Annotated in this window: 24 protein-coding genes; 14 read left to right on the top strand and 10 right to left on the bottom strand. The window is 69.7% G+C overall.

Features of this window, described 5'->3' with window-relative positions; all coding sequences use genetic code 11:
• Positions 1 to 89: 89 nt before the first annotated feature.
• A complete protein-coding gene (locus tag ACR9E9_RS01140; RefSeq protein WP_435200839.1) occupies positions 90 to 809 on the bottom strand; it encodes a VOC family protein in 720 nt (239 codons plus the stop codon).
• 84 nt (positions 810 to 893) lie between these two features.
• On the opposite strand from ACR9E9_RS01140, the gene ACR9E9_RS01135 reads away from it, so the two are divergent.
• From ACR9E9_RS01135 to ACR9E9_RS01125, 3 genes are read left to right on the top strand one after another with little or no spacing between them, the layout of a single operon-like run.
• Positions 894 to 1,604 (top strand): spermidine synthase, encoded by a 711-nt coding sequence (locus ACR9E9_RS01135; protein WP_435200837.1) that lies wholly within the window; start codon positions 894 to 896, stop codon positions 1,602 to 1,604.
• 14 nt (positions 1,605 to 1,618) lie between these two features.
• Positions 1,619 to 1,798: a hypothetical protein gene (locus ACR9E9_RS01130; protein ID WP_435200835.1), complete on the top strand. Its 180-nt coding sequence runs from the start codon at positions 1,619 to 1,621 to the stop codon at positions 1,796 to 1,798.
• 49 nt (positions 1,799 to 1,847) lie between these two features.
• Positions 1,848 to 2,201 (top strand): VOC family protein, encoded by a 354-nt coding sequence (locus tag ACR9E9_RS01125; RefSeq protein ID WP_435200833.1) that lies wholly within the window; start codon positions 1,848 to 1,850, stop codon positions 2,199 to 2,201.
• A 34-nt stretch (positions 2,202 to 2,235) separates the two neighbouring features.
• On the opposite strand, the gene ACR9E9_RS01120 is transcribed toward ACR9E9_RS01125, so the two are convergent.
• Both ACR9E9_RS01120 and ACR9E9_RS01115 read right to left on the bottom strand, forming a co-directional pair.
• A complete protein-coding gene (locus ACR9E9_RS01120) occupies positions 2,236 to 2,724 on the bottom strand; it encodes a hypothetical protein (RefSeq protein ID WP_435200831.1) in 489 nt (162 codons plus the stop codon).
• Between the two features lie 31 nt (positions 2,725 to 2,755).
• Entirely contained in the window at positions 2,756 to 3,319 is a 564-nt protein-coding gene (locus ACR9E9_RS01115) for a carboxymuconolactone decarboxylase family protein (protein ID WP_435200829.1), read from the bottom strand.
• A gap of 132 nt (positions 3,320 to 3,451) precedes the next feature.
• Between ACR9E9_RS01115 and ACR9E9_RS01110 the strand changes: the two genes are divergently transcribed.
• The 3 genes from ACR9E9_RS01110 (at position 3,452) to ACR9E9_RS01100 (ending at position 6,072) form a co-directional block, all read left to right on the top strand.
• Entirely contained in the window at positions 3,452 to 4,057 is a 606-nt protein-coding gene (locus ACR9E9_RS01110) for a TetR/AcrR family transcriptional regulator (protein ID WP_435200827.1), read from the top strand.
• Between the two features lie 222 nt (positions 4,058 to 4,279).
• Positions 4,280 to 4,864, top strand: a complete 585-nt coding sequence (locus ACR9E9_RS01105; RefSeq protein ID WP_435200825.1) for a recombinase family protein — start codon at positions 4,280 to 4,282, stop codon at positions 4,862 to 4,864.
• Between the two features lie 353 nt (positions 4,865 to 5,217).
• Complete coding sequence (locus tag ACR9E9_RS01100; RefSeq protein ID WP_435200823.1) at positions 5,218 to 6,072, top strand: DUF6602 domain-containing protein; 855 nt, start codon at positions 5,218 to 5,220, stop codon at positions 6,070 to 6,072.
• Positions 6,073 to 6,425: 353 nt separating this feature from the next.
• Here ACR9E9_RS01100 and ACR9E9_RS01095 read toward each other — a convergent pair whose 3' ends face one another.
• Positions 6,426 to 7,484, bottom strand: a complete 1,059-nt coding sequence (locus tag ACR9E9_RS01095; RefSeq protein ID WP_435200821.1) for a DMT family transporter — start codon at positions 7,482 to 7,484, stop codon at positions 6,426 to 6,428.
• A 190-nt stretch (positions 7,485 to 7,674) separates the two neighbouring features.
• Between ACR9E9_RS01095 and dnaK the strand changes: the two genes are divergently transcribed.
• From dnaK to ACR9E9_RS01070, 5 genes are all read left to right on the top strand, one after another.
• A complete protein-coding gene (gene dnaK / locus ACR9E9_RS01090) occupies positions 7,675 to 9,561 on the top strand; it encodes a molecular chaperone DnaK (RefSeq protein WP_435200819.1) in 1,887 nt (628 codons plus the stop codon).
• The gene (gene grpE, locus ACR9E9_RS01085) at positions 9,558 to 10,211 is read left to right on the top strand and encodes a nucleotide exchange factor GrpE (protein WP_435200817.1); all 654 of its coding nucleotides are present in this window, start codon (positions 9,558 to 9,560) and stop codon (positions 10,209 to 10,211) included. Before dnaK ends, grpE begins: the two co-directional genes overlap by 4 nt.
• 26 nt (positions 10,212 to 10,237) lie before the next feature.
• Positions 10,238 to 11,266, top strand: a complete 1,029-nt coding sequence (locus tag ACR9E9_RS01080; RefSeq protein WP_435200815.1) for a DnaJ C-terminal domain-containing protein — start codon at positions 10,238 to 10,240, stop codon at positions 11,264 to 11,266.
• Positions 11,267 to 11,306: 40 nt separating this feature from the next.
• Positions 11,307 to 11,753 carry a heat shock protein transcriptional repressor HspR gene (locus ACR9E9_RS01075; RefSeq protein ID WP_435200813.1) on the top strand — a complete coding sequence of 149 codons (447 nt, stop codon included), beginning with the start codon at positions 11,307 to 11,309 and terminating at the stop codon, positions 11,751 to 11,753.
• A gap of 64 nt (positions 11,754 to 11,817) precedes the next feature.
• Entirely contained in the window at positions 11,818 to 12,384 is a 567-nt protein-coding gene (locus ACR9E9_RS01070) for a maleylpyruvate isomerase family mycothiol-dependent enzyme (RefSeq protein WP_435200811.1), read from the top strand.
• 6 nt (positions 12,385 to 12,390) lie between these two features.
• Here ACR9E9_RS01070 and ACR9E9_RS01065 read toward each other — a convergent pair whose 3' ends face one another.
• Positions 12,391 to 13,599: a cysteine desulfurase-like protein gene (locus ACR9E9_RS01065; RefSeq protein WP_435200809.1), complete on the bottom strand. Its 1,209-nt coding sequence runs from the start codon at positions 13,597 to 13,599 to the stop codon at positions 12,391 to 12,393.
• Position 13,600: 1 nt separating this feature from the next.
• Positions 13,601 to 14,065: an SRPBCC family protein gene (locus tag ACR9E9_RS01060; RefSeq protein WP_435200807.1), complete on the bottom strand. Its 465-nt coding sequence runs from the start codon at positions 14,063 to 14,065 to the stop codon at positions 13,601 to 13,603.
• On the opposite strand from ACR9E9_RS01060, the gene ACR9E9_RS01055 reads away from it, so the two are divergent.
• Entirely contained in the window at positions 14,059 to 14,397 is a 339-nt protein-coding gene (locus ACR9E9_RS01055) for a ribonuclease E inhibitor RraB (RefSeq protein WP_435200805.1), read from the top strand. The two genes, ACR9E9_RS01060 and ACR9E9_RS01055, sit on opposite strands and share 7 nt — an antisense overlap.
• Before the next feature lie 197 nt (positions 14,398 to 14,594).
• On the top strand, positions 14,595 to 16,052 hold the full coding sequence (locus ACR9E9_RS01050) for an LCP family protein (protein WP_435200803.1): 1,458 nt from the start codon (positions 14,595 to 14,597) through the stop codon (positions 16,050 to 16,052).
• A 15-nt stretch (positions 16,053 to 16,067) separates the two neighbouring features.
• On the opposite strand, the gene ACR9E9_RS01045 is transcribed toward ACR9E9_RS01050, so the two are convergent.
• Genes ACR9E9_RS01045 through ACR9E9_RS01030 form a run of 4 tightly spaced genes read right to left on the bottom strand, consistent with a single transcriptional unit; the run spans position 16,068 to position 19,702 of the window.
• Entirely contained in the window at positions 16,068 to 16,805 is a 738-nt protein-coding gene (locus tag ACR9E9_RS01045; RefSeq protein WP_435200801.1) for a class I SAM-dependent methyltransferase, read from the bottom strand.
• On the bottom strand, positions 16,802 to 17,572 hold the full coding sequence (locus ACR9E9_RS01040; protein ID WP_435200799.1) for an ABC transporter ATP-binding protein: 771 nt from the start codon (positions 17,570 to 17,572) through the stop codon (positions 16,802 to 16,804). The genes ACR9E9_RS01045 and ACR9E9_RS01040 overlap by 4 nt, the downstream gene beginning before the upstream one ends.
• The gene (locus ACR9E9_RS01035) at positions 17,569 to 18,576 is read right to left on the bottom strand and encodes an ABC transporter substrate-binding protein (RefSeq protein WP_435200797.1); all 1,008 of its coding nucleotides are present in this window, start codon (positions 18,574 to 18,576) and stop codon (positions 17,569 to 17,571) included. Before ACR9E9_RS01035 ends, ACR9E9_RS01040 begins: the two co-directional genes overlap by 4 nt.
• Positions 18,577 to 18,598: 22 nt before the next feature.
• Entirely contained in the window at positions 18,599 to 19,702 is a 1,104-nt protein-coding gene (locus tag ACR9E9_RS01030) for a FecCD family ABC transporter permease (RefSeq protein WP_435200795.1), read from the bottom strand.
• Positions 19,703 to 19,849: 147 nt separating this feature from the next.
• Between ACR9E9_RS01030 and clpB the strand changes: the two genes are divergently transcribed.
• Positions 19,850 to 22,414 carry an ATP-dependent chaperone ClpB gene (gene clpB / locus ACR9E9_RS01025; RefSeq protein ID WP_435200793.1) on the top strand — a complete coding sequence of 855 codons (2,565 nt, stop codon included), beginning with the start codon at positions 19,850 to 19,852 and terminating at the stop codon, positions 22,412 to 22,414.
• The last annotated feature ends 12 nt before the right edge of the window (positions 22,415 to 22,426 follow it).

Below are 22,426 nucleotides of genomic sequence, written 5' to 3'. Positions count from 1 at the left end.
TGCCCTTCTCGTGCAGTGTCCACTGCGCGGGTGGCCCCCGTCGATACCCGTCCGCGGGCTGACGTCGCCGTGGTCGTGCCCTCGCGGTCTCATGTCGAGGGCGGCAGCACGCAGAATTCGTTGCCGGACGGGTCGAGGAAGACCCGCCACGGCAGGTCGCCCCACTCGTGGTGGAACTCGCGGCCACCCCGCTCGAGGATCCCCGCGACGACCGCGTCGGGGTCGTCACCGGCCTCCGGGCGCACGTCGAGGTGCATGCGGTTCTTGTCCTCCCCCTTCGGCCCCAGCTCGGGGCAGAGCTCGAGGAGCGGGCCGCGAAGGGAGGGATGGCGCAGCGATCGGGGGGCGGTCCCTGCGACCTCGACCCAGCCGGTGAGCCACGACCAGAACTGCGCATCGCGCTCCGGGTCCGCGGAGTCCAGCGGCAGGGCAGCGATCGGTCCGGTGTCGGTGTACTCGGACCGCTGCTCCATGACGCAGAACGCATTGCTCTCGACGTCGGTGAGCACGACCCACGGCACGTCGCCCTGCCCGAGGTCGACGTGGCGGGCGCCCAGGGTGAGGAGCCGGTCGACCAGCTCGCTCTGCTCGGCCCCGCCGCGCAGGTCGAGGTGCAGGCGCAGCGGTTCCGCAGGCGGGGTGGGCACCTGCGGGATGCAGATGTCGAACCACGGGCCGCCGGGGAGGGACAGCCTGGTCTCGATGAGGTCGGGGGCCGTCGTCAGTCGCTTCGTGCCGAGGGCCGCCTCCCAGAAGGCGGCCGCGCGTGCCGGGTCGACGGCGTCGATGGTGATGTTCTCCAGGCGCATGCACCCACGCTATGCCGGGAGGCAGACTGTCGGGATGGAACGGATCTCGGTGAAGGACCTGGCGCGACCGGCGAGTGCTCTCGGATGAGCGCGCGATTCGAGGAGCTGGCGTGGAGCCAGACACCGCGCGGCGAGATCAGCCTGCGTCGACGTCTGGAGCCGACGCTCAAGGTCGATGTCTACGAGGTCAAGCTCGGCGACGAGTTCCTCATGTCGAGCCTCTTCACGGTCGCCGAGATCGAGCTGGCCCGCCTGGGCCTCGCCGAGGCGACGGGGGACGAGCTGGACGTCGTCGTCGGGGGTCTCGGCCTCGGTTGCACCGCCCGCGCCGCGCTCGAGGACTCCCGGGTGCGCTCGATGGTGGTCGTCGATGCCATGGCGGAGGTCATCGACTGGCACGAGCGCGAGCTGCTGCCGGGCGCCGCCGAGCTCGTGCGGGATCCACGCACCCGGCTCCTGCTCGACGACTTCTTCGCGCTGGCGGCGTCGGAGGAGGGGTTCGACCCCGACGCGCCGGAGCGCACCTTCGACGCCGTGCTGCTCGACATCGACCACACGCCGCACCACCTGCTGCACCCCGACCACGCCCCCTTCTACAGCGCCGACGGCTTGCGCCGGCTCAAAGGCCACCTGCGCGACGGTGGGGTCTTCGCCCTGTGGTCCGACGACCCGCCCGACGCGGAGTTCTCCCAGCTGCTCGCGCAGGTCTTCGGCCACGTGCAGGCCCACGTGGTGACCTTCGCGAACTTCCTCACCGGCGGGGAGTCGAGCAACACCGTCTACGTCGCGCGCTGAGGGCGGTGTCTGACATGGCGAAGGGGGCCGGCCCCCGCAGCACGTGGGCGGTCACCACGCACGACTGGTCCGTGGACGTGGACCGCGCTCATCTGCTGGTGGCGCGTGAGCTGGCGCAGTCCCTCGGCGAGGGGATGGCACTGCACCTCCCTTTGCCTACCCACCTGGGGAACGCGGCTGCAGGCTCCCGCTGACCGGTCCAGCGTGGCATCGTGGAAGGACCCCCACCAGCGAGGAGCTGCCGTGCGCGTCGTGGAGATCATCGCCGACCTGCCCGTGGACGACGTCGAGTCCGCCCGGGAGTTGTACACCGGTTTTCTCGGGCTGGGCGTGGAGGAGTTCAACCTCGGGTGGGTGGCTCGGTTCACCCAGCCCGAGACCGGCGCGCACGTCCAGCTCGTCTCCGAAGACGCCACCGCTCCCGAGCGACCGGTGATCTCGGTGAAGGTGGACGACGTGGACGCCGCCCACGAGGACGCCGTGCGCACAGGTCTGGAGATCGTGCATCCCCTGTGTGACGAGGAGTGGGGTGTGCGGCGGTTCTACGTGCGGGCGCCCGACGGCAATGTGATCAACATCGTGCAGCATCGTCCGTGAGGTAGGCGGTCGTGCTGCAGTCCATCCGACGGTGTCACCACAGCCGAAGGCGCGTCGCGGAGGGTTCGGGTCGAACGCGGACAGAGCGCACGAGCTGGCGGATCGCCGTCAGCGCGCCGCAGATGAGGAGAGCGGTCAACGCCCAGATGCAACCGATGACGAACATGTACGCGTAGACGTAGCCTGCGTCGGGTGTCAGCAGCTCGGGGCGGTCGGTCGAGATCACGACCCCGGCGATGACGAGAGGGACCAGCAAGGCCAGGGGGAGCACGACGAATTGGGCGAGCACGAGGGCCCAGCCCGGGATGCGGGTGCGCGCGAGGAGAGCCACCCCGAGGAGGGCCAGCGCTATCGGGATGGCGAGCACCGCGGTGACGTAGTTGGCCCTGAGCGGGTCGACCCCCCACACCATGGCCCAGGCGGCGACCGCCCCCACGACGCCCGCGAGCCACGGCCACGAGCGTCGTTCGAGAGGGGGCGGTGGCGGCTCGTCCGCCGGCCACTCGTCGAGCATCAGCGACATGTCGCCATGGTCTCAGGTGACGGTGTCCGGGTCAGACGGTCGCGGACGATCCGTGCCAGGCGAACTTCTCGAACGGCGCGTCGACCGGCGTCTGGGCCAGGTGGTTGGTGTAGTTCGACATCACCTTCTGCGAGATGCCGAGGATCACCTCAAGCACCTGACGCTGGGTGAAGCCGGCGTCCAGGAAGGCCTGCACGGCGTCGTCGTCGACGTTCCCGCGCTCGCGGATCATGGCGAGGGTGAAGGTGCGCAGGGCCTCGAGCCGCTCGTTCGGCAGCGGCGTCTGCTCACGCAGCGCCTCGGTGATCGCGTCGTCGACCTTCATGGCCTTGGCGATGCCGGTGTGTGCCGGGACGCAGTAGTGGCAGGAGTGCTCGACGTTGGCCGTCTGCCACACCACGGTCAGCTCGTCCTTGTCGAAGCTCGAGTCGACGAACAGCTGGTGCAGCACCTGGTAGCCCTCCAGGAGACCGGGGGCCTCGGCCATCGTGGCGTGCAGGCCCGGGATCCGCCCGTTCTGCTGCTCGGACCGCGCGAGGAGCTCCGCGCTGCCCTCGGGCGCCGTGCTCTGGTCGTGCATCTGGAAGTCAGCCATGGGTTCTCTCTTTCGATGGTGGGTCGGCAGCGCCGACCCGGACGTTCGGTTGTGTACCAAACGGTACCGTACGTGGTCCGGTTTTGCTACCAAGAGGTTTCAAATGCCGCGGCGGGGACGTAGAATCGCCGTATGAGCGAGTCTGTGAAGGCCACGGTGGGTCGTCCGCGACTCTTCGACGAGGAGGCGGTGCTCAACGACCTGACCGACCTCTTCTGGCGCAAGGGCTACGGGCAGACCTCGATGGCGGACATCGTTCAGGCCAGCGGAGTCCACAAGCCGAGCCTGTACCGGACCTTCGGCAGCAAGGAAGAGCTCTTCGCGACCGTGCTGCGCCGCTATCTCGCGCAGCGGATGACGATGTTCGCCGCCCTGATCGATGAGGCAGGGCCGGGGGTCCGCGGTCTTCATCGGTTCATGGAGATGTTCGAGGCGGACGCGGTCTCCGAGCGCGGTCGCGACGGCTGTCTGATGGTGATGGCCTCCAACGAGCTGCGCGGCACCCTGCCCGGCTACGACTTCTCCACCGACTACCGGCGACAGATGCGCGAGCAGATCCACGCCCTCATCGCCCAGGCCCTGCCTCATGAGGCGGTCGACTCCGAGATCGTCCGGGCCCGCACCGACCTCGTCACCACCTACCTGCTCGGGTTGCAGGTCATCATGCGCTCCGGTGCCGACGCCGCCGAGATCCATCAGTACCTCAACGCGATGCACGTCACCGTGGACGCGTGGTGACCCGACCCGGGCCGGCGGGCGCCGCGCGCGCAGCCCGGGAGGTGAAGATCGCAGCCCGGGCCGCACCGCCGAGCACGACCACGACGTAGCCGACGATCGTCAACCGCGACACCGGCATCGGGTCGACCGGTCAGCGCATCTATCGCGCCGAATCTGTCGCGTTAGACCTGCCCAGCCTAGAATCGCAGTAACGAGCCTCATACGACACGTCAGGGGGGAGGCATGTTGATCGGGTACGCGCGGGTTTCGACTGAGCGCCAGGACCTCGCGGCGCAGCTCAAGGGCTTGGCCGACCTCGGGGTGGAGCGGGAGCGGATCTATACGGACAAGCGCACAGGGCGGTCGATGAAAAACCGGCCGGGGCTCTCGCAGGCGATCGCGGCACTTCGCCCCGGCGACGTCCTCGTGGTGACGAAGCTCGATCGGCTCGCTCGGTCGGTTCCCGATGCTCGCGATCTCGTCGGTCAGGTGTACGCCAAGGAGGCGGCATTGCAGCTGGGTCCGTCGCTGCACGATCCAGAGGACCCAGTCGGCAAGTTCCTCTTCAACGCTCTGGCGATGGTCGCCGAGTTCGAGTCCGACCTCAACCGGCAGCGCACGATGGAGGGCCTGGCGATCGCCCGGGCGCAGGGCAGGCTCAACGGGAAGCCGCCAAAGCTCAACGAACGGCGCACGAAGAAGCTGCTCCAGGACTATGAAGCCGGCACCGCGACCGTCGGCCAACTCGCCGAGGACTACAACGTGTCCAGGGCGACCGTGTACCGCACGCTCAAGCGCGCCAAGGCGCAGAAGGAAGGGGCTCAGTGACCACGCCCAGCGATGACTCGACCGTCTGGACGGGCAATCTCGAGTGGCACAATCGACCGCGCGAAGACGAGGGGGAAGAGGTCTCAGTGACCGCTCCGGCTTGGCGACCGGACGTCCGAACGATTGAGTGGGCGTTGAGCATCATCGACGAGGAGGCTGTCGGTCGCATGGTCCTTGAGGACTGGTCGCGTCGCGGCGATGACCCGGGGGCGCCCACCTTGGGCGAGATTGCCGTTGAGTCTGTTTTGCTCCCGCTAGTTCGCCTCGCGCAGGCCGCACAGACGGCGCCATTGCCGGTTGAAGGCGGTCCGGGTGGGTCTCAGTGACCACCCTGAACAACTCGAGGAGCCCCAATGGCCGTTCCATCTGATCCACTGTTGGGGACATTCGCCGACATCGCCACCACGATGCAGTCGCAGTTCAGTATCAGTGGCCGACTCAACCACAGAGGATCTAAAGGGTCCGCACGCGAGGAGACCCTGCGGGACTTTCTCGCCGACTTCATGCCGAGAGTTGTGGCCGTGACCGGCAACGCTGAACTCATCTCCACTGACGGTCGAGTCTCGGGCCAGTGCGATCTCCTCGTGGTCGACGCGAGCACGCCGCCTCTATGGTCTGTGGACTCCGTTCAGGTAGTGCCCATCGAGAGTTGCCACGCTTGGATCGAGGTCAAGTCGAACCTCTCTGTGGCGGAGCTAGAGAAGGCGTGGCAGGCGGCCGTCAAGGTCAAGGAGATGCCGCGTGTTGCATATCACCCCGGCTTGATGGGTGCCCTGTTCGGAACCGCCGACCACTTCGGCGAGGTCGCGAAGATCCGCAAAGAGATGACACCGCAGTGTCATGTGTTCGCCTACACGGGAGCTTCCCTCGAACTGCTCCTGGACACGATGGTCAAGTTGGCTGCTGACACTGAGCCCGGGATGGGCGTGGACTCGGTGTTCATCCTCGACCAAGGCTTTCTCAACCGGGTCAACTTCACAGATGCCGGTGCCGGCGCGGAGTCAGCCGAATTCGGGATCGCTGTCTCCGAGTGCGGCCCGGGCCAGGTGCTGCTCGCCTTCAATGCGGTCCTCCAGGCCAGGCTCGCGCGGGTCGAGATCTATCCCCGGCTCGACTTCAACCGGTACGTAACGCACATCATCGAGGGCTACGTCGGCCATGTGCGGCGCATCCGCGAAGGGACGCCGTCGGATGGTGAGGTGTCTTAGTGACCACGAAGAGTGCGATCGTCACCGGATGCGGGGCGTCCCCCTGCGGGAGCAGTGCCGAGGCGGTCAGCAAGACGGCGGTGAGCAGCCCCCGGGGCATGACCCGCCGAGCAGGGTGCAGAGCCGCGCGGTGACCAGCCACCCACGCCTCCTCGGAACGCGTGGTCGACCGCAGGCGCATCCCCATGACCCCATTCACGCCGAGCGCACCCTGCGCCCCTGATCGAGTCACCGGGAACACGCCCGAAGCCGTCAACGCCAGGCCCGGTCCGCCGATCAACGCCATCCCGGCACCGTCGCTCACGTGAACCCCCGTCTCGGGGTCGCTCGGGCTTGGGAGGGGCGAAGTGGTTTCAGCTCGACGGCGTCGTGGACGCGGGGTCTGTGGTGATGCGCCGTGCGGCTTGTTCGAGTCGGATGGCGTAGATGCCGCTGGCGAGGATGATCGTGCAGCCGATGATGGTGAGGGTGTTGGGGATCTCGTCGAAGAACACGTAGCCGAGGACGACGGCCCCGAGCAGGGTGGTGTAGCGGAACGGGGCCGAGACGCTGATGTCACCGACTCGAACGGTCTGGATCGTGAACACATAGCCGACGACCAGGCACAGACACGCCGCTGCCACGACGACAGCGGCGGTGCCGTTGAGAGGATTCCATCCGGTGAAGAGGGCGAGGGCGCCCGTCATTGCCGTGATGGCGATGGCGGTGACGAGCCCGACGAACGCCGCCGGGATCGAGTTGTCGACGCGGCGGGTGGCGAACTCGCGGAAGGTGAGCGCCGCTGCTGAGACGACGGCGGCGAGTGACCACGGTGAGAACGCTCCTGTGCCGGGCTGGACAACGCAGACGACCCCCACGAACCCGGCGATCACGGTGACGTACTGGAGTGCGCTGACTCTCTCGCCCAAGACGACGGCTGCGGCGAGCGTGACAGCGAAGGGCACGATCAACAAGATGGTTTGGGCGTTGGCGAATTCCAGGTTGACGATCGCAGCAAAGAACAGCGACGTCGCGACCACCTCGGCGCCGACTCGGCCGAAGACTGGGCGCGAGAACTGGGAGCGTGTGACGACAACGCCTCGCACTCTGAGCAGAGCGGCGAACAACACGCTCATCCCGATCCCTCGCAGACAGAGTGCTTGATACACGTCGAGGCCCTCGGCGGTCGCGACGCGGATCAAGGCGTCGTTGGTGACGTAGCCGAGCGAGCCGATCACCATGTAAATGGCGCCGAGTGCGTTCGGCCGCATCCCGGCGAGCGGGTTCGGAAGCACGGTTCGGCCTGACACCATGCCGACGGTACCCACGTCAGAGGGTGCGGTCTCCCGCACCAGCGAGCTGATCGGATGCAGGCCTGCCACGGAGATCCGCGAGATCGCGACCTCGGCGTCCAGCCGATGGATGACAGCCACGCACGTGGGCGACGCCGTTCGCGACCTACGGCCGGGGGAACAAACCCCCTTCGCTCGAAGTTGAGCCAAGTGAACTCAATTTTTGAGCCACCGATTTGCGCAGGTCGTGGATCGACTCATAAGTTGAGCACCAGCAACTCAACTCCGCCGGGGTCACCCACCCCGGCACCCGAAACGAAGGAGCGCCCCCATGGCCCGTGCCGTTGGCATCGACCTCGGAACCACCAACTCTGCCGTCGCCGTCCTCGAAGGTGGCGAGCCCACGATCATCGCGAACGCCGAGGGTGGGCGCACCACCCCGTCCGTCGTCGCCTTCTCCAAGGGCGGCGAGGTCCTCGCGGGTGAGGTCGCCAAGCGTCAGGCCGTGACCAACGCCGACCGCACCCTTCGCTCGGTCAAGCGCCACATCGGCACCGACTGGACGTCGGAGGACATCGACGGCAAGAAGTACACCGCCCAGGAGATCTCCGCGCGCACCCTGCAGAAGCTCAAGCGCGACGCGGAGGCCTACCTCGGTGAGGACGTCACCGACGCGGTCGTCACCGTCCCCGCGTACTTCGACGACCACGAGCGCCAGGCCACCAAGGAGGCCGGCGAGATCGCTGGCCTGAACGTCCTGCGCATCGTCAACGAGCCCACCGCCGCCGCCCTGGCCTACGGCCTCGACAAGGGCAAGGAGGACGAGCTCATCCTCGTCTTCGACCTCGGTGGCGGTACCTTCGACGTCTCCCTCCTGGAGGTCGGCAAGGACCCCGAGGACGGCTTCTCCACCATTCAGGTGCGCGCCACCTCCGGTGACAACGCCCTCGGTGGCGACGACTGGGACGAGCGGATCGTCTCGCACCTGCTCACCCAGGTGAAGAACAACACCGGTGTGGACCTGGCCAACGACAAGATCGCGATGCAGCGTCTGCGCGACGCCGCGGAGCAGGCGAAGAAGGAGCTCTCCTCCTCCTCGACGACGTCGATCAACCTGCAGTACCTCTCGATGGGCGACAACGGGCCCATCCACCTCGACGAGTCGCTCTCCCGCGCGAACTTCGAGCAGATGACCAAGGACCTGCTCGACCGCACGAAGCAGCCCTTCGAGAACGTCATCAAGGACGCGGGCGTCGCCCTCTCCGACATCGACCACGTGGTCCTCGTCGGTGGCTCCACCCGCATGCCGGCCGTCTCCGATCTCGTCACCGAGCTCACCGGGGGCAAGCAGCCCAACAAGGGCGTCAACCCGGACGAGGTCGTCGCGCTCGGCGCGGCCCTGCAGGCCGGTGTCCTCAAGGGTGAGCGCAAGGACGTCCTGCTCATCGACGTCACCCCGCTCTCCCTGGGCATCGAGACGAAGGGCGGCCTGTTCACCAAGCTCATCGAGCGCAACACGGCCATCCCGACGAAGCGCTCCGAGGTCTTCTCCACCGCCGAGGACAACCAGCCCTCGGTGCTCATCCAGGTCTTCCAGGGTGAGCGTGAGATCGCCCAGCAGAACAAGAACCTCGGCACCTTCGAGCTGACGGGCATCGCGCCCGCACCGCGTGGCGTGCCGCAGGTCGAGGTCACCTTCGACATCGACGCCAACGGCATCGTCAACGTCTCCGCCAAGGACCGCGGCACCGGCCAAGAGCAGAAGATCACCATCTCCGGCGGCTCCGCGCTGTCGAAGGAGGAGATCGAGCGCATGGTCAAGGACGCCGAGGCCCACGCCGACGAGGACGCCAAGCGTCGCGAGGAGACCGAGGTGCGCAACACCGCGGAGAACCTCGTCTACTCCACCGAGAAGTTCCTCACCGACTCCGGCGAGAAGCTCACCGACGAGCAGCGCAAGCCCGTCGACGACTCCCTCGCCGACCTCAAGGAGGCGCTCAAGCCGGAGTCCGAGACCAGCATCGAGGACCTCAACGCCAAGGTCGACACGCTCAACGAGGAGTCCCAGAAGATGGGTGCCGCGCTCTACGCGGCCTCGGCCGAGCAGGAGGCCGGCGGCGAGACCCCCGGCGACCAGCCGGGCGGCGAGCAGTCCTCCACCGAGGGTGACGACGACATCGTCGACGCCGAGGTCGTCGACGACGAGGAGAACAAGTGACCGACCCCAACCAGCCCATCGACCCGGAGGCGACCGCTGACGCGGACATCGCTGACCCCGGGGCCGAGGAGCAGGTCGACGTCGAGGCCGTCATCGACGGCGAGGCGGTCCCGGGCGAGCAGTCGCCCGGGACCGCCCCCGGCGGGGGCGCGACCGAGGACGGGGAGGAGACCCCCTTCGTCCCCGAGGCCGAGGACCTCCACCCGGACACGGTGCTCGCGGCCGAGCGACTGACCGACCTGCAGCGCCTCCAGGCGGAGTACGTCAACTACAAGCGGCGCGTCGACCGGGACCGGGCGGAGATCCAGATCCGCGCCGCCCACGACGTCCTCGAGACGCTCCTGCCGGTCCTCGACGAGATCCAGCTCGCCCGGCAGCACGGCGACCTCACCGACGGCCCCGTCATGGCGATCACCGACAAGCTCGAGCAGGCCCTGGGCAAGTACGGCCTGGAGAGCATCGGCGCCAAGGGCGAGGCCTTCGACCCGAATGTGCACGAGGCCCTGATGCACGCCGAGTGGGACGCCAGTGACGAGGAGCTGCCGACGGACGCGACGGCCACCACGGTCGTCACCGTCCTCCAGCCCGGCTACCGTGCCGGCGAGCGCGTCCTGCGCGCCGCCCGCGTCGCGGTCGCCGACCCGCAGTAGCACCCACGAGCTCGAAAGGAGGAGACATGGCCAGTCAGGACTGGTTGGACAAGGACTTCTACGCGGTCCTCGGTGTCCCCAAGGACGCCGACGAGACGGCGATCAAGAAGGCTTACCGCAAGCTCGCCAAGCAGTACCACCCCGACCGCAACGAAGGGGATGCTGCCGCCGAGCAGAAGTTCAAGGACGTCGGTGAGGCGCAGGCCGTGCTCTCCGACCCCGAGCAGCGTCGGGAGTACGACGCGATCCGCTCGATGACCGGTGGCGGCGCCCGATTCACCGCCGGCGGCCAGGGCGGCAACGGGGGCTTCGAGGACATCTTCTCCGCCTTCGGCGGGGGTGGGGGCGGTTCCCGGATGCGCTACAGCTCCGGGGGCGGCTCCCCCTTCGCCGGTGGCGGGGCGGGTGAGCCCGACCTCGAGGACATCCTCTCGATGTTCGGTGGCGGCGGCGGTGCCGCTGGCTTCGGCGGGCAGGGTGCCGGCTTCCGCTCACCCCCGCGCGGTCCGACGAAGGGCGCCGACCTCACCGCTCGCACCGAGCTCACCTTCCGCGACGCCGTCGAGGGACGCACCATCTCCCTGGACGTCAACGGGGAGAAGGTCAACGCCAAGATCCCCGCCGGTGTCAAGGACGGGCAGAAGATCCGCCTGCGGGGCAAGGGTGGTCATGGCGACCGCGGTGCCGCGCGGGGTGACCTGATCCTCACCGTCTCGGTGGACCGCCACCCCGTCTTCGGGCGGGACGGCAACAACCTGACGATCGACCTGCCGGTGACCTTCGCCGAGGCCGCCCTCGGGGCGACCGTCGCGGTGCCGACCCTCGACGGGTCGAGCGTGAGGGTCAAGGTCGCGCCCGGGACCCCCAGCGGACGCGTGCTGCGGCTGAAGGGCCGTGGCGTCCGGTCCAAGACGGCCACCGGCGACCTCCTCGTCAAGGTGCAGGTCGTCGTCCCGACCGACCTCAGCGACGCCGAGCGCGAAGCCGTCGAGGTGCTGCGCGACGCCCGCCAGGACGACCCGCGCGCGGACCTCGCCTCCGAGCGTGGTGCGTGAGGTCGCGGGATACTGCTAGCCGACGAAGGGAGTGAGCTCGATGGTCAGGATCTCCGGACTGAGCGGGGACGACGAGAGCCCGGTCTTCGTCATCTCGGTGGCCGCCGAGCTCGCCGGCATGCATGCCCAGACCCTGCGTCAGTACGACCGGATCGGTCTGGTCATCCCCTCGCGCACCCGTGGTGGCGGTCGGCGGTACAGCGCCGCCGACGTCACCCGGCTGCGCGAGGTGCAGCGCCTCTCCCAGGAGGAGGGCGTCTCCCTCGGCGCGATCCAGCGGATCTTCGAGCTCGAGCACCAGGTCGAGGCGCTGCGTGCCCGGGTGAGCGAGCTCGGCGAGGAGCTCGACGACGCGCGTGAGGAGCTCGGTCAGGGCCGGCGCTTCTTCGCCGTCGGCTCGCAGGGCGACATCGTCGCCCTGCGCCACGGCCAGCGTCCGCGCTCGCGCCACGCCGGTCAGGCGCTCGTGGTGTGGCAGCCGCGCTGACCCCTTTCGCCCGCCCCTGACACACATCGTGTCGGCGCGGACCTCCGGGTGGCAGGCTGTGTCCATGCCACTTCCCCAGGACGCCGCCTCGATCTTCGACCGCAAGAACACGCCGCTCATGCGGCTCATCGACTCCTCCGACCCCGAGGCGCTCGCCTCACCCAGCCCGTGCGAGGGGTGGAGCGGGGAGGAAGTCATCCAGCACCTCATCGACACGCAACGCGACTTCCTGCTCAAGGCCGGCGCGGAGCTGCCCGACCCTGCGCCCACGGTGGGCGCCCTCGGCGCGGCGACGGCGTGGCGCACCCACGCGGAGGCCGTCGCCCGGCAGCTCGCCGACGACACCCTCGCGGAGCGCCCGTACGAGACGCCCTTCGGGATGGCCACCGTCGGGGGTGCCTTCGACCGGTTCTACGGCTTCGACCTGCTCGTGCACCGGTGGGACGTCGGTCGGGCCGCGGGTGTCGAGGTGACCTTCACCGACCGCGAGCTCGACACCGTGGAGGCGGCCATCGCCGGTTTCGGGGAGCACATCCGCGGCGAAGGGGTGTGCGGTCCGGCCGTCGAGGTGGGCGCCGATGCCTCCCGCCAGGACCAGCTCATCGCGCTCACCGGGCGCACGCCGGCCTGACGCCGGTCAGTCTCCGAAGAAGTCCGTCAGTCCGGTGAGCAGCCGGTCGACGTCGGCGTCGTCGGTGTAGGGCGCCACCCCGACCCGCATCCCGTCGGCGACGGGCAGCCCGAGCGCCCGGAAGGTCTCGTGGGCGTAGAAGGTCCCGGCCGGGGCGAGGACATCGCGCGCGGCGAGGAAGTCGGCGGCATCGTGGGCGTCCCGGTCGGTGAAGGTGAAGAAGAGGGTGGGTGTGCGATCCGCCGCCCGGGAGTGGACGACGACCCGCTCGCCGAGATCCGTGAGGGCGCCCTCGATGCGCGATCGCAGCCGTAGCTCGTGGGCGTGGATCAGGTCGTGGGCACGTGACAGTCGCTCGCGACGGCCGTCACGCTCCGGAGCGATCCCGGCGATGACGTCGACCGCGGCCGTGGCGCCCGCCATGAGCTCGTAGGGGAGGGTGCCCAGCTCGAAGCGTTCCGGTACGGCGTCGCTGGAGGGCAGCAGCTTGTCCGGCCGCAGGCTCTCGAGCAGCGCCGGGTCCGCGGCGAGTGCGGCGCAGTGCGGCCCGAAGAACTTGTACGGCGAGCAGACGTAGAAGTCCGCCCCGAGCGCGGCGATGTCGACGCTCGAGTGCGCCGTGAGGTGGACCCCGTCGACGTGGACGAGCGCGCCGACGGCATGCGCCCGCTGCGCGATCCGGGCCACGGCGGGCCGGGTGCCCAGCAGGTTGGACGCGCCGGTCACCGCGACGACGCGGGTGCGCTCGGTGACCACCTCGTCGAGTCCGGTCAGGTCGAGGTCCGCCGTCGCCGGGTCCAGCCGCAACCACCGCACGCGCGCACCGACGGCCTGCGCGACCTGGATCCACGGGCGCACGTTGGAGTCGTGGTCGAGCTCGCTGACGACGACCTCGTCGCCCGGGGACCAGGACTTCGCGAGCGTCCGCGCGAGGTCGTAGGTGAGCTGTGTGGCGCTGCGCCCGTAGATGATCCCGCCCGGCTCGGCCCCCACCAGGTCGGCGAGGGCCTGCCGGAACCCGGTGATCGCGTCCTCGGCGTTGCGCTGGCTGAGGACGGCGGTGCCCCGGTTGGACAGGGGACCGGTGAGGGTGTGGGCGATGGCCTGCCCGACGACCGCGGGGGTCTGCGTGCCGCCCGGCCCGTCGAAGTGGGCGATGCCGGAGTCGAGGGAGGGGAACCCGGCACGCAGCCCCGCGACGTCGAGGGTCGTCATGTCAGTCGATCGCCGCGGCGGCCAGCCTGCCGAGCGTGTCCTCGAGCTGCTCCTGCGTGACGAGGGGGAAGCTGACCTTCTTCAGCAGCTCCTCGTCGGTGACGCCCGACCAGTCGTAGGTGTGGGTGACCACGGTGTGGTCCGGGCCCTCGGGCTCGAGCTCCCAGAGCCACTCCCACCCGGGCGGCTCGGTGCCGGCCGGAGCGGTCTTCCACCCGACCATCTTGTTCTCGCTGTAAGCGGTGACGTGGTTCTCGGTCTGGTAGTCGCCACCCATGTGGTCGCCGGACATGTTCATCGTGAACACCTCGCCGACGGCCTGGATGCGGTCGGTCTTCTCGTCCGAGCGGACGAACCCGGAGCCGTCGAGCTCGGCGTGCCGCTCCGGGTTGGTGAGCACCTCGAAGATGTCCTTCGGGGACGCATCGATGGTGCGCTGGACGGTGATCTTCTGTTCTTGTGCCATGTCCTGACCACATCACGTCCGTGTGGTGCTGTAAAGGCCGAGGTCTGCGTGCCACAGTGGCTTCCATGACCGAGCACCTGATGGTCTTCCCCGACCGCGACGATGCCGAGCGCATCGCCGATGACCTGCGCGACGAGGGGTTCAGCGAGGTGCGGGTCGTTCGCGAGTCGCTGGCCGGTGAGGACGACGGCGAGGACCACGAGTGGGCCGTGCACGTGCGCGAGGACATGATCGCCGACGAGTCCGGTGCGGTGGAGCAGGGGCTGCGTGAGCGCTTCACGACGCTCGCGGAGAAGTTCGACGGGTGGTACGACCCCGACCCGGCGCCGTGAGGCTGACCCCGGCGCACCGGGCATGAGGGCCGAGGCGGGAACTTTTCGCACCCAGGTCTCCGTTGTGTCACGATATTATGACGAACTGCCCTACGGACGACCTGAGAACGTCCACGGGTCCCTGAACATGGAGGTTGGCACCTGTGGCTTCTCAGAGTGACGATCCCGGGCGCCATCATGCCCTCGGGGAGCGCGGCATGGTCGCTCGCCGGCACGCGCGGCAGACCCGACGCTTCTACACCCTGACCGCAGCGAGCACGATCGTCCCCGGCCTCGGCCTCATCCCCTCCCGCCGCCGCACCGGTCAGGTCATCGTCGGAGCCTTCGTCCTCGGCGTGCTCGCCGTCTGCGCGTACGGCCTGGCGAAGGGCGTGACCTCCTCGGTCATCAGCGTCGGCGTGAGCCGCCGGGCGCTGCTCGTCGCGATACCGGTGGTGTTCATCATCGCCGTGGTCTGGATCTGGGGGATCATCACCACCGCCCGGGACAACATGCCCGAGGGCAGCCACGGTCGGCCCAAGGTCGCCATGGTCGTCTTCACCGCCTTCGCCGCGGTGCTCGTCTTCGCCCCGGCCGCGCAGGCGATGCGGTACGCCGTCATCCAGCACTCGCTCATCGGCAATGTCTTCGAGACCCTTCGGCCCGACGGCGCCGTGGGGCCGATCGAGGGCGACGACCCGTGGGCCGACACGGAGCGCGTGAACATCATGCTCGTCGGGTCCGACGCGGGGAAGGACCGCTCGGGTGTCCGCCCGGACTCGCTGATGGTCGCCAGCGTCGACACCACGACCGGTGAGACCGTCCTCTTCGGTATCCCGCGCAACCTGCAGAACATCCCCTTCTCCGCGGACAACCCGTTGTCGAAGGAGTACCCCCAGGGCTTCAACTGCGGGGACGAGTGCCTCATGGAGTTCGTCTGGAAGCTCGGCTCGGACAACGCGGAGCTCTTCCCGGGTGATCCGAACCCCGGCCTGACGGTCACCAAGGACGCGGCCTCGCAGGTGCTCGGTCTCGACATCGACTACACGACGGTCATCAACCTCGAGGGTTTCGCGCAGCTCGTCGACGCCATGGGCGGCGTGAACATCACGGTCCAGGAGCGGGTCTGCATCGGCTGCAAGATCGACCCCAACGGCACCGTGGTCGGGACGACGGGGTGGATCGAGCCGGGGTACCGCAAGCTCAACGGTTACCGCGCCCTCTGGTACTCCCGCTCGCGTGCCGGTTCGCAGGACGGGGACTTCTCCCGCATGCGTCGCCAGCGCTGCATGGTCGGGGCGCTGCTCAACCAGGTGAACCCGACGTCGATGATCACCCGCTACCCGGCGCTGGCGAAGACGCTCGAGGACAATGTCCGCGTCGACATCCCCCAGCAGGACCTCGACGAGTGGGCCGAGCTGGTCCTGCGGATCCAGGACGGCGGCTCGATCAAGTCCTTGCCGCTGACGAACGAGAACATCAACGTCAACCAGCCCAACTACGCCAAGATCCACGCGATGGTCGACGAGGCGGTCAACCCGCCCGAGCCGACCACGCCGAAGAAGTCGAGCACCACGACGCCGAAGCCCTCACCGACGACGACCCCGTCGTCCTCGCCCTCCTCGTCGACGACGGACGACGGCGACGTGCTGAGCGACATCACCACCACCTGCTGAGACGGGCCGGAGGGGTCAGGCGACCCCGCGGACCAGGTACTGCAGCCGCGGCCGGTGGCCGGGGGCGACCCCGAGCCGGCGATCGGCGGCGAGGACCTCGCGCAGCGGGGTGGTCGTCACGTGCGAGAAGCCCGCGGCCCGCACCAGTTCCGCCGTGGCCTCGATCGAGCCGGCGGTGGCCAGGGGCAGCTCGCCCATGACCTCCCCGTAGGACTCGATGAACTCGGGCGGTGACCCCTCGAGGCCCATGTCGAACCACGTGCTGTCGACGAGGGCGAGCACCCCACCGGGGCGCAGCAGCCGGCGCCAGCGCCGCAGTGCCTCCAGCGGCTCGCGCAGCGTCCACATGAGATAGCGGCTCGCCACCACGTCGACGGCGTCGTCGTCGAGCTCCGGGTCGCAGGCATCGGCGAGGACGAAGGTGGGAACTGGCCCCGACGCCGCGGCCCCCTCGGCGTGGGCACGCGCGATCTCGAGCATCCCGGCGGAGGAGTCGAGGCCGGTCACCTCATGACCGAGGGAGGCGAGCACGAAGGCCGCGTGACCGGTGCCGGTGCCCAGGTCGAGCACGCGGGCCGGGGCGGGGGGAAGTGCCGCAGCCCAGACCCGACCCCACAGGTCGCGATCGACCGCATCGCGGCCACCGCGGTGCTGCGCCTCGTCGTAGACGCGCGCGCGGTGGTCCCAGTAGTCGTCGATCCGCCGCTGCAGCTCGACATCGGGACGGGCGCCCGGTGCGCCGGATGTGCTCATGCGACCTCCTGACGAAGGGGGGTGAAGAGCAGGTGGAGCCCGTCGGTGTCGTCGACGCGCCGCACACCGATCTCGTAGACGCGGGCGAGCAGGTCGGGGTCGAGGACCTCCTCGACGATGCCGGACCCGGCGATCCGCCCGTGGCTGAGGAGCACGACGTCATCGCAGTACCGGGCCGCGAGGTTGAGGTCGTGCAGCACGACGACGGTCGTCGTCGCCAGGCCGCGCAGCAGGCCGAGCACCTCGTGCTGGTAGCGGATGTCGAGATGGTTCGTCGGTTCGTCGAGGAGCAGGTGGCCGGCGTCCTGGGCGAGGGACCGGGCGATGAGCACCCGCTGCTTCTCCCCGCCGGAGAGCCCGGCGAAGTCGCGCCGGGCGAGGTCCACGGCGCCGACCCGGTGCAGCGCCGCACGGGCGGCGGCGACGTCCCCTTCGCTCGTGCGCTGGAACCCGGACAGGCGGGCCGTGCGCCCGAGCAGCACCATCTCGGCGGCGGTCATCGTCGACTCGCCGCCGGCCTCCTGGACGACGACGGCGATCTCCTGCGAGATCGTGCGCCGGTCGAGCTCGTCGAGCCGGGTGCGGTTGACCAGCACCTCGCCGGCGGAGGGGGTGAGCCCCCCGTGGAGGAGGCGCAGGAGCGTGGTCTTGCCGCTGCCGTTGGGGCCGATGAGGCCGAGCACGCGTCCTGGCCGGGCCGTGAGCGAGATGCCGCGGATGATCTCGGTGCGTCCGTAGGAGAAGTGCAGTCCTGCGGCGGTGATCACGAGCCGACCTCCACGTCCTCGAGAAGGCGCTCCAGCCCGTCGACGGCCAGGGGGCCGGCGGGCTCGGAGAAGTTGAAGAGCTCGGTGTGCACCTGCTGGTGCCGCACCGCGGTGAGCTTGCTCGCGCCGGGGAGGTCGCTCAGGGCCTGCTCGACGTCCTCGGGGTCGCCGTCGGAGTGGAGCAGGACGATGACGTCGGGGTCCTCCTCGAGGAGCCGTTCGAGCGTGACCTCGAAGACGCGCTCGTCCTGGTCGCCGAAGACATTGGTGATCCCGGCCGCCTCGAGCTGCGGATCGGGCATCGACCGGTTGCCGTAGGCGTAGGTGGTCCCGCCGCCGACGGTGGGGTAGAGGACGGCGCCGGTGCGCTGCTCCGCTCCCTTCGTCCGCTCGGTGATCGTCTCGACCCTCTCCCTGAGGTCGGTGACGGCCTGCTCGGCCTCCTCCTCGCGGTTGAAGACCTGGCCGTACATCTCGATCTCGTCGTAGATCTGCTGGAACCCCGGCTCCGGCAGGCCGGTGCTGCACAGGCCGGACGCCTCGAGGGAGGGGATGCCGACCTCCTCGAGGGACTCCCGGCTGAGGTTGTCGGTGTGCCCGAGGACGAGGTCCGGATCACGCTCGACGACGGCCTCCCTGGAGATGAGCAGGTGGCCAGAGGCGTCGGTGCGGTCGGTCAGCGACTCGATGTCCTCGACCTGCCGGGCGACGTCCTCGGAGAAGTACCCCGGCGGGTAGGCGCCGGCCTTGGCGCTCACGTGGTCGAGCACACCGACCGAGGTGAGGAAGGGGACCATCGCGGACTTGAGCACGACCACATCCGTCGGCTCGGACTCGATGGTCACCTCGTCCCCGCAGTTGTCCACAGTCACGGGGTAGTGGCCCTCGTCGGCGCGGGTCTCGGCGGCCGTGCTGCCCGAGGGGCTGCCGCAGGCGGACGCGAGGAGGGCGGTGATGCCCACGAGGGCGGTGATGCGGGTGCGGCGGGGCAGCTGAGGGGACACGAGCGGGACTCCTTGGGGGTGGTCAGGTCGAGGAGACGTGCATGCGGCGGATGAGCAGGAGCAGGAAGGGGGCGCCCACGAGCGAGGTGAGGATGCCCAGCGGGATCTCCTGCGGAGCGAGGACGGTGCGGGCGACGAGGTCGGCCCACAGCAGGAAGATCCCACCCATGAGGGCTGCCACCGGGACGGCGTGGCGGTGGGCCGACCCGACCACCCGCCGCGCCAGGTGGGGGACGACCAGGCCGACGAAGCCGATGCTGCCCGAGGCGGAGACGACGACCCCGATGCACAACGCGACGATGAGCAGCAGCTGCACCCGGAAGCGGTCGGGGTGGAGGCCCAGGGTCTGTGCGGTCTCGTCGCCGATGGCCAGCGCGTCGAGGCGGCGCCCGAGCCAGGTCAGGCCCAGCACCGTGGCCGCGACGACGGCGGCAACGATGACCAGCGGCCCGCCCCAGGCGGCGAGGGACAGCGAGCCCAGGAGCCAGAAGAGGACCGAGCGCGAACCCTCGGCGGAGTCGGAGGCGAAGATGAGGAAGCTCGTCACGGCATAGAGCGCGTAGCCGACGGCGACGCCGGCCAGCAGCAGGCGAAGGGAGGTCACCCTCCCGCCGGAGCGGGCGACGAGCAGCACGAGCAGGGAGGCGGCCAGGGCGCCGATGAAGGCGCTGACCGGCAGGGCATGGGCTCCGGCTCCGGCACCGGCCCCGAAGAGGATCGCCGCGGCAGCGCCGCTCGAGGCGCCGGAGTTCACCCCGAGGAGGTAGGGGTCGGCGAGGACATTGCGGACCATGGCCTGCAGGGCCATGCCACACACGGACAGGCCGGCCCCGACGCCGACGGCGAGTAGCGCCCGTGGCATGCGCACGTTCCAGACGATCGCGTCGCGTGCCGGGGTCCAGGTCTGGTCCCCGAGACCGAGGACGTGGAAGGCCGCGATCCGTGCGGTCTCGCCCGGCGGGATGGCGACCGCTCCCGCGCCGATCGAGGCGATGACCGATGCGACGAGGAGGGCGAGCAGGCCGAGCGCCCAGAGCATCGCGTGCCGACGACGGGCGCCGATCCCGAGGTCGTCGGGGGGAGCCTCGTGGTCGGTCGGCGCCGGGGAGGCCTGCGTGGTGGTCATGGACGCCCGTCTTGTTGCAAATGATTCGCGATCAGCCTAGAGGACGCGAGGTGGGCTCCCGACCCCGGTCAGGGTTGAGCGGAATAGACTCAACTCTGATGAGGTTGATCAGAGCAGACCCACCCGCCCGAGCCGTGAAGGAGAAGAATGGACTTCCAACCGACGACCAAGGTCGCCGAGGCGATCGCCCTCGCCCAGCGGTCCGCCCAGACCGAGGGCAACCCCGAGGTCACCCCCGCCCACCTCGTGAGCGCACTCCTGCGCCTCGACACCCCGCAGTGCGACACCCTCCTGCGGGCGGCCGGGACCGGCGCCGCCCACGTGCTCGCCCAGGCCGACCGGGCGGTGGCCTCGCTGCCCACCACGAGCGGTGCGGCGCAGCCCCCTTCGCTCGGCCGTGACCTGACCGGCGTCCTGCGTCAGGCGGACACCCTCATGCGGGCGAAGGGCGACACCCACCTCGCCCTCGACGTGCTCCTGCTCGCCCTCGCCGAGGGCGGCCACCTCGCGGCTGTCGAGAAGCGCGGTGCGACGGACCTGGAGGCGAAGCTCGACGAGCTGCGGGCCGGCCGCAGCGTCACCTCGGAGACCCCCGCGGAGGGCGGAGAGGCGCTCGAGCAGTACGGCACCGACCTGACCGCCGCCGCCCGGGACGGCCAGCTCGACCCGGTCATCGGCCGGGACGCGGAGATCCGCCGGGTCATCCAGGTGCTCGCCCGCCGGACGAAGAACAACCCGGTCCTCATCGGTGACCCCGGCGTCGGCAAGACGGCGGTCGTCGAGGGCCTCGCCGCGAGGATCATCGACGGCGACGTGCCCGAGTCCCTGCGCGGCAAGCGCCTCGTGAGCCTCGACCTCGCCGCGATGGTCGCCGGCGCGAAGTACCGCGGGGAGTTCGAGGAGCGGCTCAAGGCCGTCCTGGAGGAGATCAAGGCGAGCGATGGCGAGGTCATCACCTTCATCGACGAGCTGCACACCGTCGTCGGCGCCGGAGCATCCGGCGAGGGCAGCATGGACGCCGGCAACATGCTCAAGCCGATGCTCGCCCGCGGCGAGCTGCGACTCGTCGGCGCGACGACGCTCGACGAGTTCCGTGAGCACATCGAGAAGGACCCGGCCCTGGAGCGGCGCTTCCAGCAGGTCTTCGTCGGGGAGCCGAGCGTCGAGGACTCCATCGCGATCCTGCGCGGGCTCAAGGAGCGCTACGAGGCGCACCACAAGGTCGCCATCGAGGACTCCGCCCTGGTGGCGGCAGCGACCCTCTCGGATCGCTACATCACCGGACGCAAGCTGCCCGACAAGGCGATCGACCTCGTCGACGAGGCCGCCTCCCGGCTGCGGATGGAGATCGACTCCTCGCCCGTCGAGATCGACCAGCTCTCCCGGGCGGTCGACCGGCTGAAGATGGAGGAGCTGCACCTGGCCAAGGAGAGCGACGAGGCCTCGCAGGAGCGCCTCGAGCGCCTCCGCAAGGACCTGGCCGACACCTCGGAGGAGCTCGCCGGGCTCACCGCGCGGTGGGAGGCGGAGAAGACCGGGCTCAACGCCGTCGGTGACCTCAAGGCGCGCCTGGACGACCTGCGCACGCAGGCCGACCGGCTGCAGCGGGACGGGGACTACGAGGGTGCCTCGCGACTGCTCTACGGCGAGATCCCGACCCTGGAGCGTGAGCTCTCGCTGGCGAACGAGGCCGAGGCCGTCCGGGACTCCGACGACCTCATGGTCAAGGAGCGCGTCGGGGCCGACGACATCGCCGAGGTCATCGCCGCGTGGACCGGCATCCCCGCCGGGCGACTGCTGCAGGGCGAGACGGAGAAGCTGCTGAGCATGGAGTCGATCATCGGCTCGCGCCTCATCGGCCAGACCGACGCCGTGCGGGCGGTCTCCGACGCGGTGCGCCGCTCGCGGGCCGGGATCGCCGACCCGAACCGGCCGACCGGTTCCTTCCTCTTCCTCGGGCCGACCGGCGTCGGCAAGACCGAGCTGGCGAAGTCCCTGGCCGACTTCCTCTTCGACGACGAGCGGGCGATGGTCCGCCTCGACATGTCGGAGTACTCCGAGCGGCACTCCGTGGCGCGCCTCATCGGTGCGCCCCCCGGCTACGTCGGGTACGAGGAGGGCGGTCAGCTCACCGAGGCGGTGCGCCGCCGTCCCTACTCCGTCGTCCTGCTCGACGAGGTGGAGAAGGCCCATCCCGAGACCTTCGACATCCTCCTGCAGGTCCTCGACGACGGGCGTCTGACCGACGGTCAGGGACGGACGGTCGACTTCCGCAATGTCATCCTCGTGATGACCTCCAACCTCGGCAGCCAGTTCCTCGTCGACCCCACGGTCGACCCGGACGGCCGGCGTGAGGCGGTCATGGGGGTCGTGCGGCAGTCCTTCAAGCCCGAGTTCCTCAACCGGCTCGACGAGATCGTCGTCTTCGACGCACTCACCCGCGACGAGCTCGGCCACATCGTCGAGCTGCAGGTGCGTGAGCTCTCGGCCCGCCTGTCGGATCGGCGGATCGAGCTCGAGGTCACCGGGCCCGCCCGTGAGTGGCTCGCGGAGAAGGGCTACGACCCGGCCTACGGTGCCCGCCCGCTGCGCCGCCTGGTGCAGAAGGAGATCGGTGACCGGCTGGCCACCGGCCTGCTCGCGGGCGACGTGCGCGACGGGTCGAGCGTCACGGTCGACGTCGACGAAGGGGGTGGGCTCGCCCTGCGTTGATCGTCGGCGCGG

This window comes from Janibacter sp. GS2, from assembly GCF_051200835.1.
GTDB lineage: Bacteria > Actinomycetota > Actinomycetes > Actinomycetales > Dermatophilaceae > Janibacter.
The sequence above is the reverse complement of the archived record's forward strand: the minus strand, read 5'-3'. Positions and strand labels throughout refer to the sequence as shown.

What these genes read in the sequence shown, in the direction of transcription:
- ACR9E9_RS01140 (WP_435200839.1), bottom strand. Translation starts at nt 809, where the DNA reads ATGCGCCTGGAGAACATCACCATCGACGCCGTCGACCCGGCACGCGCG.
- ACR9E9_RS01135 (WP_435200837.1), top strand. Translation starts at nt 894, where the DNA reads ATGAGCGCGCGATTCGAGGAGCTGGCGTGGAGCCAGACACCGCGCGGC.
- ACR9E9_RS01130 (WP_435200835.1), top strand. Translation starts at nt 1,619, where the DNA reads ATGGCGAAGGGGGCCGGCCCCCGCAGCACGTGGGCGGTCACCACGCAC.
- ACR9E9_RS01120 (WP_435200831.1), bottom strand. Translation starts at nt 2,724, where the DNA reads ATGTCGCTGATGCTCGACGAGTGGCCGGCGGACGAGCCGCCACCGCCC.
- ACR9E9_RS01115 (WP_435200829.1), bottom strand. Translation starts at nt 3,319, where the DNA reads ATGGCTGACTTCCAGATGCACGACCAGAGCACGGCGCCCGAGGGCAGC.
- ACR9E9_RS01110 (WP_435200827.1), top strand. Translation starts at nt 3,452, where the DNA reads ATGAGCGAGTCTGTGAAGGCCACGGTGGGTCGTCCGCGACTCTTCGAC.
- ACR9E9_RS01105 (WP_435200825.1), top strand. Translation starts at nt 4,280, where the DNA reads ATGTTGATCGGGTACGCGCGGGTTTCGACTGAGCGCCAGGACCTCGCG.
- ACR9E9_RS01100 (WP_435200823.1), top strand. Translation starts at nt 5,218, where the DNA reads ATGGCCGTTCCATCTGATCCACTGTTGGGGACATTCGCCGACATCGCC.
- dnaK (WP_435200819.1), top strand. Translation starts at nt 7,675, where the DNA reads ATGGCCCGTGCCGTTGGCATCGACCTCGGAACCACCAACTCTGCCGTC.
- ACR9E9_RS01080 (WP_435200815.1), top strand. Translation starts at nt 10,238, where the DNA reads ATGGCCAGTCAGGACTGGTTGGACAAGGACTTCTACGCGGTCCTCGGT.
- ACR9E9_RS01075 (WP_435200813.1), top strand. Translation starts at nt 11,307, where the DNA reads ATGGTCAGGATCTCCGGACTGAGCGGGGACGACGAGAGCCCGGTCTTC.
- ACR9E9_RS01070 (WP_435200811.1), top strand. Translation starts at nt 11,818, where the DNA reads ATGCCACTTCCCCAGGACGCCGCCTCGATCTTCGACCGCAAGAACACG.
- ACR9E9_RS01065 (WP_435200809.1), bottom strand. Translation starts at nt 13,599, where the DNA reads ATGACGACCCTCGACGTCGCGGGGCTGCGTGCCGGGTTCCCCTCCCTC.
- ACR9E9_RS01060 (WP_435200807.1), bottom strand. Translation starts at nt 14,065, where the DNA reads ATGGCACAAGAACAGAAGATCACCGTCCAGCGCACCATCGATGCGTCC.
- ACR9E9_RS01050 (WP_435200803.1), top strand. Translation starts at nt 14,595, where the DNA reads ATGGTCGCTCGCCGGCACGCGCGGCAGACCCGACGCTTCTACACCCTG.
- ACR9E9_RS01045 (WP_435200801.1), bottom strand. Translation starts at nt 16,805, where the DNA reads ATGAGCACATCCGGCGCACCGGGCGCCCGTCCCGATGTCGAGCTGCAG.
- ACR9E9_RS01030 (WP_435200795.1), bottom strand. Translation starts at nt 19,702, where the DNA reads ATGACCACCACGCAGGCCTCCCCGGCGCCGACCGACCACGAGGCTCCC.
- clpB (WP_435200793.1), top strand. Translation starts at nt 19,850, where the DNA reads ATGGACTTCCAACCGACGACCAAGGTCGCCGAGGCGATCGCCCTCGCC.